Raw genomic sequence first — 12,284 nt, forward strand, 5'->3', positions numbered from 1 at the left:
CGCGTCGACAACGGCGGGACTACAGGCCCTGTCCCGCGTCCCACAGGCGCTCGGTCTGGCCGGCCAGCAGCGCGTCGAGCGAGCCGGCCTGGGCGTCGGTGAGCGAAGCGACGTAGTCGATGATGCCGCGACCACGGGCCAGCCGGTCGCGGTCGGCAGCGGACCCCGGCCCGCCGAGCCGCCGGTGGTCGTCTCGGGCGAGCTCGACCAGGTCGATCAGGCGGCGCGGTGCACGCCGTGCGTCGGCGGGATCGTCGAGCCAGGCCGTGAACCCGTCGACCAGCCGCTCCAGCACGGTGGCCTGGCCGCGCTGGTACACCGCGAGGTCGGGGCGCTCCAGGATGAACCGCTCGTGCAGGAACTTCAGCACCGCGACCTCGTGCCAGGCGCGACGGTCGAGGCTGACGTGTCCGGAGCGGACGTCCGGATGCCGGTGCACCTCGACGGAGGACTGCAGCCGCGCGATCCACTCCGTCGTGAACCGGGCGAGGGCGCGATCCGTGGCGAGGGACCCGTCGAACGGCTCGGAGAGCAGGCCGTCGATGACCTCGGCCTTGACCCGGGCGACCGCCTCGCCGAATGCGTCGGGGTCGGCGATCCAGGCGTCCTTCTCCTCCAGGCGCCTCCAGAGCAGCTCCAGAGAGTGCCCCGGCGTGCGGGCATCCGCGCGCAGCGCGTCGGCGTCGACTGTGCGCAGACGGGCGAGGTCGCGATGCCAGCCGTGGAACTCCGCGGACAGCGTCACCGCGTTCAGGAGCCCGGCGCGATAGAAGTCGTCGAGGTCGTGCAGCGAGTACGCGATGTCGTCGGAGATGTCCATGATCGAGCATTCGACGGTCTGCTGCCCGCGTTCGATCAGGGGGTAGGCGGCGAGCGCGAGGCGGGCGTCCTGCTCGTCGATCGCATAGAAGCTGAACTTGCTCGCGCCGCCGCGGCGGGACCCGCCCTCTCCGCGCCGCCACGGATACTTCAAGACCGCGGCCCGCACGGCGGCGGTGAGGTTGAGGCCGACGCCTGGCCGGTCGTGCTCGTCGAGACGGGAGATGATGCGGAACGTCTGCGCGTTGCCCTCGAAACCCTCGCTCAGGCCGAAGCGGCTGCGCGCCAGGCGATCCAGGGTCTGCTCGCCGAGATGGCCGAACGGGGGATGGCCGAGATCATGGGCAGCCGCGGCGGCCTGTACGACGACCGGGTGCGCGCCGCCGAGTTCGGCGGCGACCCGCCCCGCCTCGTCGTCGCGGGCGGACAGATGCGTCGCGATCGCTCTGGCGACCGCGGCGACCTTGATCGAGTGCGTGAGCCGGTTGTGCACGGCGAGCCCCGCGCCCGTCTGCGAGATCACCTGGGTGACGGCGGAGAGTCGCGAGTAGTAGGGCGAGAACCGGATGCGCTCGACGTCGACGCGGAAGTGCGGATGCCCCTCTGTCTGCTGGAAGTCGTCGAGTGTCTCGGGCGCGCGTCGCTCCTGGCGCGGGTCATCCGTCATCCGCCCAGTGTGGCACGCCGGCGGGTTCTCAGCCCTTGACCGAGCCGACCAGCGCACCCTTGACGAAGTAGCGCTGCACGAACGGGTACACGACGAGCATCGGCAGCGTCGCGACGAAGATGACCGCCATGCGCACGGACTGCGCGGGCGGCACGATGTCGACCGCGGCCTCGCTGGCGTTCAATCCGCTCGCCACGATGACGATCTGGCGCAGCAGCACCTGGATCGGCCACAGCTCTGAGCTGTTGATGTACAGGATCGCGCTCTGGTAGGTGTTCCAGTAGTACACGGCGTAGAACAGGCCGATCGTCGCGATCGACGCCAGAGACAGCGGCAGCACGATGCGCCAGAAGACACCCAGCTCCGAGCAGCCGTCGATGCGGGCCGCCTCCTCCAGACTCTCCGGGATGCCCTGGAAGAAGCTGCGCATGATGACGAAGTTGAACGCGTTGATCGCGACCGGGATGATCAGCGACCACAGGGAATCGATCATCCCCAGGCTCTTGACGACGATGAACGTCGGGATCATGCCGCCGGCGAACAGCATCGTGAACAGCACCAGGAAGTTGATGACGCGGCGTCCCTTGAGGTGCTTCTTCGACAGTGCGTAGGCCATGAACGCTGTCAGCACCAGGCTGATGAACGTTCCGCCGATCGTCACGATCGCCGAGACACCGAGAGCGCGGAAGATCGTCGGGGTGGAGAGGATGTAGCGGTAGGCATCCAGGCTGAACGTCTCGGGCCACAGGATGAACGGACGCGTGGCCAGTTCTCCCGGCGTGGCGAGGGAGCTCGCGAGGACATTCACGAACGGCAGGACGCACACCAGAGCGAAGCCGATGAGGACGGCCCCGTTGATGATTCCGAACACCCGGCGCCCCGGGGTGATCCGGCTGCGGTTTCGGGCCTGGCGGCGGATCTGGATCGGGATCGTCGCGCTGTCGACAGGAGGTGCCGTGTGGGTCATTTCGAGCTCCCGGGGATGGGCGTGCGCACCGCGAACAGCGCTGCGGAGAGGAAGAACAAGAACGCGACGGGGTAGAGCACCAATTGGGTGCCGAACAGGCAGGCCAGGCCCGCACCGAAGAACCACCAGCCCGTCGAGCGGCGCCGGGGGCGATAGGCGGCGAAGAACCAGCCGATCGCGCACAGCAGCGCGATGAGGATGAGCGAGAACCCGAACCACCCCGCGAGGGTGTTGAGGGCGACGTGGGCGTCGGCATCCGCCACCTCGAGGCCGGCGGCTCGCAGCGCGGGCAGCACCGATTCCTGCAGCGCCTGATCGTCGGCGCGCGAGATCACGAACGCGAAGCCGCCCTGCAGGACAGCCGCAGCGGCGAATCCGACGGCGGCGACGATCAGCTCGAGGCGACGGCGGAACGGCGCGGCGGACGGAGAGGGGGTGGCGGAGGCATCCGGAGTGCTCGTCATGGCAGTCATACCGGCGCACCTCCGCGGGTCTCGAGGCTCGCCGTGCCGTCGGTGACCAGAACCGGGCCGTCGACTCCGGTCATGCGCAGCCCGACCATGCGCAGTCCTGTCGTGAACCGCGCGTGCACGCCCGCCGAGGCCATCGCCGGGACGCCATCGGCCATGGCGGGGACGGCGGGTGCGGGATCCGTCGCGAACGAGACCGAGAAGTCCTCGAGGGTCACGTCGTCGAGGGGTGCCTCGGGGAGCCCTGACAGCCACGCGGCGCAGGAGGTGACGTTCGTCGCCGTGATGTGAGCGAGATGGATGCCGCGGATGCGCGGCGTGCCCTCGTCGACGGGCTGCGGCGTGCGATCGGACACGATCGGGAGCCTGCCCTCGGGGCCGCAGAAGTAGAAGGGGTTGATGACGAGCGGGCACATCACCGCATCCATGACGATGTTCGACACGCGGACATCCGAGACGGTGCCGCCGCGGCCGCGCCGCGTCTTGATCCGGATGCCGCGATCGGTGCCCTGGAACACGCAGTTCGAGATCACGACGCCGCGCACGCCGCCGGACATCTCGCTGCCGATCACGACGCCGCCGTGGCCGTGGATCATGGTGCAGTTCGTGATCGCGATGTTCTCGCACGGCACGCGGTCGAGTGAGCGCTCGCTGCCGGCCTTGATCGCGATGCAGTCGTCGCCGACGTCGATGTGGCAGTCGCTGATGCGGACGTTCCGCGAGGATTCCGGGTCGATCCCGTCGGTGTTGGGGGAGTCCGGCGGGTTGATGATGCGGATCCCGGTGATGCGCACGTCGTCGCAGAGCAGCGGATGGACCGTCCAGGCCGGGGAATCGCGCAGGGTGACGCCGGAGATCTCCACGCGCTCGCTCTGGTGGATGCCGATGAGCGTGGGGCGCGGATACGCCAGAGTCCCGTCGCGGTGGGCATCCCACCAGCGCCGGCCGCTCCCGTCGATCACGCCGCGGCCGGTGATGGCCACGTCGACGGCGTCCCGCGCGTAGATGCACGGCGAGTGGATCGTGGTGGACGCGCCCTCCCAGCGGGCGGCCACGGGCGGGTAGAGGGCGGGGTCGGGGACGAAGCGCAGCACCGCCCCCGCCTCGAGGTGCAGCTCCACGCGGGAGCGCAGGCGCAGAGCGCCGGTCTCGTGCACGCCGGGCGCGATCGTCACGCGCCCGCCGCCCGAATCCGCGGCCCGGTCGATCTCGGCCTGCAGTGCACGGGTGGTCCGTTGCACGCTGCTCGCGCCGAGTCGAGCGATCTCGCTCTGCACCTGCGTCCCGCTCATGTCACTTCGTCTCCGCGTACGAGGCGCTGAGCTCCTCGATGATGGTGGACAGACCCTTGCCGTCGAGATCGGCGATCGCCGCCTCGTATCCGGCCATGTCGAGCTGGCCCACCATGTACTTGTTGTACGCGTCGTTCGCGGCCTGCTGGATCGTCGACCAGCTCTGGTCGAAAGCGTCGGACGAGAGCGGGAGCGACGGGTCGATGACGGCGAACTCCGCGTTCTCGGCGATCTTCTCGTTGCCCTCGTCGACATACGGCGTCGAGCTCTTGAAGGTCGTCACGATGTCGGACGGACGCGAGGAGTTGTACGGCTGCACCTCCTGCTCCCACTTCGGCTGGTCGGCGATGGTCACGACGCCGTCGGCGTCCACCGTGTAGTGCTCGTCCTCGATGCCGTTCGTCATGAGGGCGAACGCCTCCTCGTCGAGCAGCTTGTCGATGAAGGCGAGGATGCCTCTCAGCTCGGCTTCGTCCTTCACCTGCGTCGTGGACATCGCCAGCCAGCCGCCGAAGCCGCCGTTCGTGTCCGACAGGATGCGTCGCGGCACGTCCTCGAAGGTGATGTCGTTGATGAGTGCCCACGCCATGGGCGTGTTCGGGTCGGCGCTGAGCGCGAGGTTCATGTAGTTCTTCGCCTCGAACAGGCCGGTCACGACGATGCCGCCCTTGCCCTGCGCGATCGCGTCGATCTGGTTCTGCTTCTGCATCGTCACGAACTCGCCGTTGACCGCGCCCTGCTCGTACAGGCCCCGGTACCACTCCATGGCCTGCTTGAACTCGTCGGTCTGGAAGGTCGGGACGACCTCGTCGTCGTCCGTGACGACGAAGTTGTTCCCGGCGCCGAAATAGCCGGCGAGGCTCTTGAAGCCGAGCTTGAAGCTCTCCAGCCGGTCGATGAACCCGGTGGTGTCGTCCTGGCCGTTGCCGTCCGGGTCCTGCGTCGCGAACGCGACGGCGACCTCGCCGAGCTCCTCGATCGTGTGGGGCGTCTCGAGGCCGAGGTTGTCGAGCCAGTCCTGGCGGACCAGCACGCCGTATCGCGCCACGGGCTTCTGGAACGGGACACCGTAGAGCTTGCCGTCGACGCGTGCCGAGGCGATCGTGTTCTCATCGATCCGGGAGAGGTTCTCGAACTCGTCCAGGTACGGCTCGACGTCCCAGAACTGACCCGACTTCAGGGCCTGGCGCACCGAGGTGTTCGAGATGTTCGTGAGGGAGGTGATGTCGGCGAGCGAGTCCGAGGCGAGGGCGGCGTTGATCTTCTCGTCCTTGGAGGCATCCGGCACCCACTGGAAGTCGAGCTCCGTGCCGGTGTACTCCTCGAGCGCCGTCTGGATCGGGCCGTCCGCTTCCGGCGTGGTCGGCGTGTGCAGCATCGCCATCCACGTGATCTTCTCGGGGATCTCGGCGGATCCGCCGTCGGACGCGTCGCTGGATGCGCCGCATCCGGTCAGCGCGAGTGCGACGACGGCAGCGGAAGCGACGGCGATTCCGAGCCTGGGGTGATTCCTCATTGTGATCTTCCTCTCGCAAGGTGGGCGGGAGCGCGCGTGGTTTCGTGTGCTCCGGGGGGTGAGGTCAGGAGGGCCTCGGCTGCGGCGTCCGCGACGATCCGGCCGAAGACGATGCGCGTCACGAAGCCCACGGCCGCCGCCGGGATGGCGACGCCGAACAGGACGAGCAGCGGCAGCGCGTAGGTCGCCAGCAGCCAGGTGCAGGCGACGACGGCCGCCGTCGCGACGATCGTCCAGTGCAGCGAGCCGACGCCGATCATGAGTGCCGTGCCGAGCTGGCGGCCGATGCCGCGCACGTCGGTCGCGGCCATCACCGGGAAGACGTAGGCGGCGACGATGCCGACGGCGATGAGCGCCATCACGTTGGCGAACTGCAGGAACCAGTCCGACGCCAGGAAGATGTTGGTGATGACGATGGCTGCGGCGGCGCCGAGGATCCAGCCCATCGCCGCCGAACGCCAGTACTGCGTGCGCAGATGGCCCACGAAGGCACGGGTCACGGGCGGGGTCTCCCCGAAGCGGAACCAGCGGTCGATGTAGGCCGCGACCGCGTAGGACGCCGGGCCGATTCCGAAGACGACCAGGCCGGCGACCGTCGCGGCGATCCAGAGCAGGTTGAGGTAGGCGAGGCGGTACATCCCGCGCAGGAACAGGTTGATCCGCATGAAGCCCTCGAACGAGAACATCAGTACACGCCCTCCTCGCCGAGCTTCTTGGCGAGCTTGTTCGCCGCGATGACCAGGAGCAGGCCGACCAGGCCCTTGAACAGCCCCACGGCGGTGGCATAGCTGAGCTGACCGTTCTGGATGCCGGCCGTGTACACGTAGGTGTCGAAGATCTCGCCGACCTCGCGGTTCAGCGAGTTCAACAGCAGGAACATGTGCTCGAAGCCGAGCTCGAGGAAGTCGCCGATCGACAGGATGAACATCACGACGATAGTCGGGCGGATCGCGGGAAGCGTGATGTGCCAGGTCTGAAGCCACCGCCCCGCGCCGTCGATCTCGGCGGCTTCGTACAGCTGGATGTCGACCGCGGTCATCGCGGCGAGGTAGATGATCGTGCCCCATCCGGCGGTCTTCCAGATCTCCTGGACGGTGTACAGCGGGCGCAGCCAGTTCGGGTCCGTGAGGAACGGGATCGGGTCGAGACCCCAGGAGGCGAGCAGGGTGTTGATGCTGCCGCCGTCGGTGGTGAGCATCACGTAGAACAGCGAGACGACGATGACCCACGACATGAAATGGGGCAGGTAGATGACGGTCTGCACGCTGCGCTGGAACAGTCGGGTCCGCACCTCGTTCAGCATCAGCGCCAGGATGATCGGCACCGGGAACGAGAAGATCAGCAGCAGCATCGAGATGACCACTGTGTTGGTCAGCAGCATCAGGAAGGTGTCTTCGGTGAAGAACCGGATGAAGTGCTCGAAACCGACCCAGGGACTTCCGGTGATGCCGCGGAACGGCGAGTAGTCCTGGAAGGCGATGACCAGGCCGCCCATCGGGACGTACTTGAAGATGATGAAGTACGCGATGCCGGGCAGGGCCATGAGGTACAGCGCCTTGTGGCGCCAGATCTGCTGCCACCACGGGCGGGGGCGGTGCGTGATCGGGGGTGCGTCCTGCGCCTCGGGGACGTCCGGCTGGGCGGCCTTGGGTGCGTCCAGCACGGTCATGCCTGCGTCCGCATCGCGAGATCGGTCACCATCGGGCCTCTTCCTGCGCTCGTCATCGAGTTCGGGTGCGGTCACGTCAGAAAACGCTTCTTCGGTAACCGGTTTCCCGAGAGTAGCACGGGATCGGATCGGCAACAACCGCCGGTTGTGGAACCGTGATCGAAGCGCTTCTCCGACCCTAGGGGGTGCGATCGCGAGCCGTGGTCCGGCGCGGAGGACGACAGAATGGATGCCGTGACCATCGCACTCGAGCTCGCCGTCCAGGATCCGGCCGGAGTCCGCATCGCCCGGGAGGTCGGCGCCGCGCGCGTCGAGCTCACCCAGGGCCTCGCCCTCGGCGGCCTCACGCCCTCGCCCGCGACTCTCGAGCTCGCGCTCGAAGCCGCGGGTGCCGACGGCCCCGAGGTTCACGTTCTCGTGCGGCCGCGCGCCGGGGGATTCCGCTACGACGCGGACGAGGTCGCGGTGATCGAGCGCGATGTGCGCTTCGCGATCGCGGCGGGGGCGGCCGGCGTCGTCGTCGGATGCCTGGACGCGTCCGGCGCACTCGATCGGGACGCCATGGCCCGCCTGGCGGACGCCGCGAACGGGGCTCCGGTGACGCTGCACCGCGCGATCGACGTGACGGCAGACCCGATCGAGACGCTCCGGGCGGCGCGGGAGCTGGGCCTCGCGCGCGTGCTCACCTCGGGCGGCGCCTCCGCCGCGATCGACGGACTCGAAACCCTGCGCCGTCTCGTCGAGGAGGCCCAGGGCCGCATCGAGGTGATGGCCGGCAGCGGGGTGGATGCGGCATCCGTCCCCGCGATCGCCGCGACAGGGGTCGACGCGGTGCACTTCTCCGCCAAGCGCACCGTCGCCGAGGACGGCGGCGTGCGGATGGGCTCCGCCTCGGACGGCGTGGGCGGGCACGAGGTCACCGACCGCGACGCCGCGTTCGCGGTGCGGGCCGCGCTGGGACTCTGACGCCCGGCGACACGAGGGGGACACGACCGCACGGCATCCGTAGACTCTCTGCCATGGCCGCCCCCCGCAATGCCGCGTCCCGCACCGCCGAGTTCATCGATGCGCACGGCATCACGATCGTCTACGACGTGCATCCCGCGCAGGGGAAGCCGCGGGGAGTCGTTCAGCTGCTGCACGGCGTCGGCGAGCACGCCGGCCGCTACGGGGAGCTCATCGCGGCGCTGACGCGCACCGGGTTCCACGTGTACGCCGACGACCATCGCGGGCACGGGCGCACCGGCATGCGTCAGCATGGGGATGCCGCGAAGCTCGGGCGCCTGGGCAAGGGCGGGCTCCACGCCGCGCGGGACGCGATCTGGCAGCTCACCGGCATCATCCGCGACGAGAACCCGGATCTGCCGCTCGTGCTGTTCGGGCACTCGTGGGGGTCGTTCCTCGCGCAGATGCTCCTCAACGACCATCCCGACGCGTGGGACGCCGTCGTGCTCTCCGGCTCGGCGCTGCGCACGCCGCTCATGCTCAACGCCGCACCGCTGAACGCGCGATGGGAGGGCGCGGACGCCACCGGGTTCGAGTGGCTCAGCCGGGATCCCGCCGTGTGGAAGGCGTTCGACGAGGACCCGCTCACGACGAGCGTTCCGCTGCTGAAGCTGTTCGGTCCGATCGAGGCGCTCAAGCTCTACGGGCGGCCGCGGAAGGACCTCGGCCGGGACATCCCCCTGCTGCTCCTGGTCGGCCGCGACGACCCGGTGGGCGGCCCTCGCAGCGTGCACCGGCTCGCGGACGAGTACCGCACGCGTTCCGGCCTCACGGATGTGACGACCCTGGTCTATCCGGATGCCCGGCACGAGATCTTCAACGACCTTCAGCAGGGTGAGGTGCGCGCCGACCTGCTCGCGTGGCTCGACCGGCACATCCCCGCCCGCGACTGATCTCCGAGCATCCCGCCCCCGCCGGTCCGTGCCCCGCGCTGGTTCGCGCCCCCGCGTCCCTCCCGTCCCCTCGCGTCCCCTCACCTTCCTCCCGCACAAACCTCTCCGTATTCACGAGACCCCGTCGTATTCACGTGCATAACGAGAGGTCTCGTCACGGAGGAGAGGTTTGTCACGGAGGGGAGGTTTGTCGTCGGGGAGGAGAGGTTTCGCCGGGGCGGCCGGGGCGGGCGGGGCGAGTGGCTGGCCGCGCGGGGTGAGCAGGACCGGGCGGGGCCGCCGGGCGTAGGCTGGGACGGTGCATGGTGAGTACAAGGTTCCGGGCGGCAAGCTCGTCGTCGTCGATCTCGAGGTCAAGGACGGCAGGATCGCCGATTTCCGGCTCGCCGGCGACTTCTTCCTCGAGCCGGACACCGCTCTCGACGACATCGATCGCGCCGTCAACGGCCTGATGGCCGAATCGGATGCCTCCGCCATCGCCGCCGCGGTCCGCAGCGCGCTCCCGGACGGCGCGCAGCTGCTCGGCTTCAGCCCGGAGGCGGTCGGCACGGCCGTCCGCCGCGCGCTCGTCACCGCTCCCGGATGGCGGGACTTCGACTGGGAGATCGTGCACGAGAAGGCCGTCTCCCCGCGAATGAACCTCGCGCTGGACGAGGTCCTCACCTCCCGCGTCGGCGAGGGGCGCCGCCGGCCCACGCTGCGCATCTGGGAGTGGGACGAATCCGCGGTCGTGATCGGATCGTTCCAGTCGTACCGCAACGAGGTCGATCCCGAAGGGGCGGCGCGGCACGGTTTCGACGTCGTCCGACGCATCTCCGGCGGCGGCGCGATGCTCATGGCCGCGGGGCAGATCGTCACGTACTCGCTGTACGTCCCGGCATCCCTCGTGCAGGGTCTCACGTTCGCCGATTCCTACGCGTTCCTCGACGACTGGGTGCTGCAGGCGCTGCGCTCGCTCGGCATCGACGCGACCTATCAGCCGCTCAACGACATCGCCTCGCCCACCGGCAAGATCGGCGGGGCCGCTCAGAAGCGCCTCGCCAACGGCGGCGTGCTGCATCACGCGACGCTGTCCTACGACATCGACGGCCAGACGATGACCGAGGTGCTGCGCATCGGTCGCGAGAAGCTCAGCGACAAGGGCACGACCTCGGCCGCCAAGCGCGTCGACCCGCTGCGCAGCCAGACCGGTCTCGCCCGGGCCGAGATCATCGAGCGCTTCAAGGACACCTTCCGCTCGCTCACGCAGGCCGAGGACGGCGCCATCGCCCCGGATGAGTACGCCGACGCGGAAGCCCTCGTGGAGTCGAAGTTCGCCACCGAGGCATGGCTGCACCGGGTCCCGTGATCCCCGCGCCCCCCTCCGAGAACCGTTCCGCGTCTCCCGGGTCCGTCCGGATCGTCCACGGGGACAGCCTCGACATCGCACGGACGCTGCCGACGGCATCCTTCGCGCTGGTGTACCTCGACCCGCCGTTCAACACCGGTCGCGCACAGGAGCGCCAGGTCGTCACGGCCCGGCGGTTCACCGAGCAGCCGGAGCTGGACGTCGAGGTCGACGCGGAGGACGAGCCGTCGCCGAAGGAGGTCCGGCACGGCTTCCATGGGCATGCGTACGAGCGCGTCCGCGGCATCCTCCGCGCGTACGACGATCGCTTCGACGACTACGGCGCGTTCCTCATGCCGCGACTCGAGGAGGCCTGGCGGCTGCTCGCCGATGACGGCACGCTGTACCTGCACCTGGACTACCGGGAGGCGCACTACGCGAAGGTCATGCTGGATGCCGTGTTCGGCCGCGACTCGTTCCTCAACGAGCTGATCTGGGCGTACGACTACGGCGGCAAGTCGCGCCGGCGCTGGCCGACCAAGCACGACACGATCCTCGTGTACGTGAAGACCCCGGGTGCGCATTACTTCGACTCGGATGCCGTGGACCGCGAGCCGTACATGGCGCCGGGCCTGGTCACGCCCGAGAAGGCGGCGCGCGGGAAGCTCCCGACCGACGTGTGGTGGCACACGATCGTCCCGACCACCGGGAGAGAGAAGACCGGCTATCCGACGCAGAAGCCCGAGGGGATCCTCCGGCGGATCGTCCAGGCGTCCAGCCGCCCGGGAGATCGCGTGCTCGATCTCTTCGCGGGCAGCGGCACGACGGGGGCGGTCGCCTCGGCGCTGGGACGCGATGCCGTCCTCGTCGACGACAACCCCGAGGCGATCCGCGTGATGCAGGCGCGGATGCCGCATGCCGAACTCGCCTCGAACGGACCGTCACGCCCCGGCACGTGACACCACCACGCGGCCGTCCTCGAGCTCGACCCGCTGGTCGATGCGGCGGAACTCACCGGGGTCGTGGGTGACGGCGACCACGGCCGCGCCAGTCGCGGTGAGCTGATCGACCGCGTCCGCGATGATCGCCCGTGACCGAGCGTCCAGCGCGGCCATCGGCTCGTCCAGCAGCACGAGATCGGCTCGCTGTACGAGCGCCTGGGCCAGCAGCGCGCGCTGCCGTTGTCCGCCGGACAGGGTGCCGATCGGTCGTCGGGTCAGGTCCGTGAGTCCGACACCGGCGATGGCCTCTGCCACGAGGGCGCGGTCGGTCTTCCGGGCCGGACGCCACGCGCCCAGGCGCGCCCAGGTGCCCATGGCGACGATGTCCGCGACCGTCAGCGGCAGATGCGGCGGAAGGGGCGTCGACTGCGGGACGAGGGCCACACGGGCGCCGCGGCGCACTTCGACGGAGCCGTGCCGGGGGACGAGCAGACCCGCGGCGACCGACAGCAGGGTGGACTTGCCCGAGCCGTTCGGCCCGGACACCACGACGAGCCGTCCGGCGTGCGCGTCCAGGTCGACGCCGCGCAGGGCGCGATGCCCGTCGTGATCGACGGCGACGTCGCGCAGCGACAGCACCCGGGTGGTCGGAAGCAGAGCAGAGGAGGACACGCCCATCAGTATTGCAAATGAAAATCATTCTCAATAACTGCTACAG

Annotated in this window: 12 protein-coding genes; 4 read left to right on the forward strand and 8 right to left on the reverse strand. The window is 69.3% G+C overall.

Going from position 1 to position 12,284, the window contains the following annotated elements; translation table 11 throughout:
• Positions 1 to 19 precede the first annotated feature (19 nt).
• From KYX17_RS22045 to KYX17_RS22075, 7 genes are read right to left on the reverse strand one after another with little or no spacing between them, the layout of a single operon-like run.
• Positions 20 to 1,486: a deoxyguanosinetriphosphate triphosphohydrolase family protein gene (locus tag KYX17_RS22045; RefSeq protein WP_243229560.1), complete on the reverse strand. Its 1,467-nt coding sequence runs from the start codon at positions 1,484 to 1,486 to the stop codon at positions 20 to 22.
• Between the two features lie 28 nt (positions 1,487 to 1,514).
• The gene (locus tag KYX17_RS22050) at positions 1,515 to 2,453 is read right to left on the reverse strand and encodes a carbohydrate ABC transporter permease (protein ID WP_243229561.1); all 939 of its coding nucleotides are present in this window, start codon (positions 2,451 to 2,453) and stop codon (positions 1,515 to 1,517) included.
• Positions 2,450 to 2,926, reverse strand: a complete 477-nt coding sequence (locus tag KYX17_RS22055; RefSeq protein WP_243229562.1) for a hypothetical protein — start codon at positions 2,924 to 2,926, stop codon at positions 2,450 to 2,452. The genes KYX17_RS22050 and KYX17_RS22055 overlap by 4 nt, the downstream gene beginning before the upstream one ends.
• Entirely contained in the window at positions 2,923 to 4,215 is a 1,293-nt protein-coding gene (locus tag KYX17_RS22060) for a glycoside hydrolase family 28 protein (protein ID WP_243229563.1), read from the reverse strand. Before KYX17_RS22060 ends, KYX17_RS22055 begins: the two co-directional genes overlap by 4 nt.
• 1 nt (position 4,216) lies before the next feature.
• Positions 4,217 to 5,731 (reverse strand): extracellular solute-binding protein, encoded by a 1,515-nt coding sequence (locus KYX17_RS22065; protein ID WP_243229564.1) that lies wholly within the window; start codon positions 5,729 to 5,731, stop codon positions 4,217 to 4,219.
• A complete protein-coding gene (locus KYX17_RS22070; protein ID WP_243229565.1) occupies positions 5,728 to 6,417 on the reverse strand; it encodes a YesL family protein in 690 nt (229 codons plus the stop codon). The genes KYX17_RS22065 and KYX17_RS22070 overlap by 4 nt, the downstream gene beginning before the upstream one ends.
• Positions 6,417 to 7,400: a sugar ABC transporter permease gene (locus tag KYX17_RS22075; RefSeq protein ID WP_283818205.1), complete on the reverse strand. Its 984-nt coding sequence runs from the start codon at positions 7,398 to 7,400 to the stop codon at positions 6,417 to 6,419. The genes KYX17_RS22070 and KYX17_RS22075 overlap by 1 nt, the downstream gene beginning before the upstream one ends.
• A gap of 225 nt (positions 7,401 to 7,625) precedes the next feature.
• Between KYX17_RS22075 and KYX17_RS22080 the strand changes: the two genes are divergently transcribed.
• From KYX17_RS22080 to KYX17_RS22095, 4 genes are all read left to right on the forward strand, one after another.
• Positions 7,626 to 8,366: a copper homeostasis protein CutC gene (locus KYX17_RS22080; RefSeq protein WP_243229566.1), complete on the forward strand. Its 741-nt coding sequence runs from the start codon at positions 7,626 to 7,628 to the stop codon at positions 8,364 to 8,366.
• A 53-nt stretch (positions 8,367 to 8,419) separates the two neighbouring features.
• A complete protein-coding gene (locus KYX17_RS22085) occupies positions 8,420 to 9,298 on the forward strand; it encodes an alpha/beta fold hydrolase (protein ID WP_243229567.1) in 879 nt (292 codons plus the stop codon).
• A gap of 298 nt (positions 9,299 to 9,596) precedes the next feature.
• Positions 9,597 to 10,646: a biotin/lipoate A/B protein ligase family protein gene (locus KYX17_RS22090; protein ID WP_243229568.1), complete on the forward strand. Its 1,050-nt coding sequence runs from the start codon at positions 9,597 to 9,599 to the stop codon at positions 10,644 to 10,646.
• Entirely contained in the window at positions 10,625 to 11,584 is a 960-nt protein-coding gene (locus KYX17_RS22095) for a site-specific DNA-methyltransferase (protein WP_243229569.1), read from the forward strand. The genes KYX17_RS22090 and KYX17_RS22095 overlap by 22 nt, the downstream gene beginning before the upstream one ends.
• On the opposite strand, the gene aztA is transcribed toward KYX17_RS22095, so the two are convergent.
• Complete coding sequence (gene aztA, locus KYX17_RS22100; protein ID WP_243229570.1) at positions 11,567 to 12,238, reverse strand: zinc ABC transporter ATP-binding protein AztA; 672 nt, start codon at positions 12,236 to 12,238, stop codon at positions 11,567 to 11,569. The two genes, KYX17_RS22095 and aztA, sit on opposite strands and share 18 nt — an antisense overlap.
• Positions 12,239 to 12,284: the final 46 nt, after the last annotated feature.

The organism is Microbacterium sp. CIAB417 (assembly GCF_022788845.1).

Coding starts and splice junctions, on each gene's coding strand:
- KYX17_RS22045 (WP_243229560.1), bottom strand. CDS start 1,486: ATGACGGATGACCCGCGCCAGGAGCGACGCGCGCCCGAGACACTCGAC.
- KYX17_RS22055 (WP_243229562.1), bottom strand. CDS start 2,926: ATGACTGCCATGACGAGCACTCCGGATGCCTCCGCCACCCCCTCTCCG.
- KYX17_RS22065 (WP_243229564.1), bottom strand. CDS start 5,731: ATGAGGAATCACCCCAGGCTCGGAATCGCCGTCGCTTCCGCTGCCGTC.
- KYX17_RS22095 (WP_243229569.1), top strand. CDS start 10,625: ATGGCTGCACCGGGTCCCGTGATCCCCGCGCCCCCCTCCGAGAACCGT.
- KYX17_RS22060 (WP_243229563.1), bottom strand. CDS start 4,215: ATGAGCGGGACGCAGGTGCAGAGCGAGATCGCTCGACTCGGCGCGAGC.
- KYX17_RS22050 (WP_243229561.1), bottom strand. CDS start 2,453: ATGACCCACACGGCACCTCCTGTCGACAGCGCGACGATCCCGATCCAG.
- KYX17_RS22085 (WP_243229567.1), top strand. CDS start 8,420: ATGGCCGCCCCCCGCAATGCCGCGTCCCGCACCGCCGAGTTCATCGAT.
- KYX17_RS22075 (WP_283818205.1), bottom strand. CDS start 7,400: ATGACCGTGCTGGACGCACCCAAGGCCGCCCAGCCGGACGTCCCCGAG.
- KYX17_RS22080 (WP_243229566.1), top strand. CDS start 7,626: ATGGATGCCGTGACCATCGCACTCGAGCTCGCCGTCCAGGATCCGGCC.
- KYX17_RS22070 (WP_243229565.1), bottom strand. CDS start 6,417: ATGTTCTCGTTCGAGGGCTTCATGCGGATCAACCTGTTCCTGCGCGGG.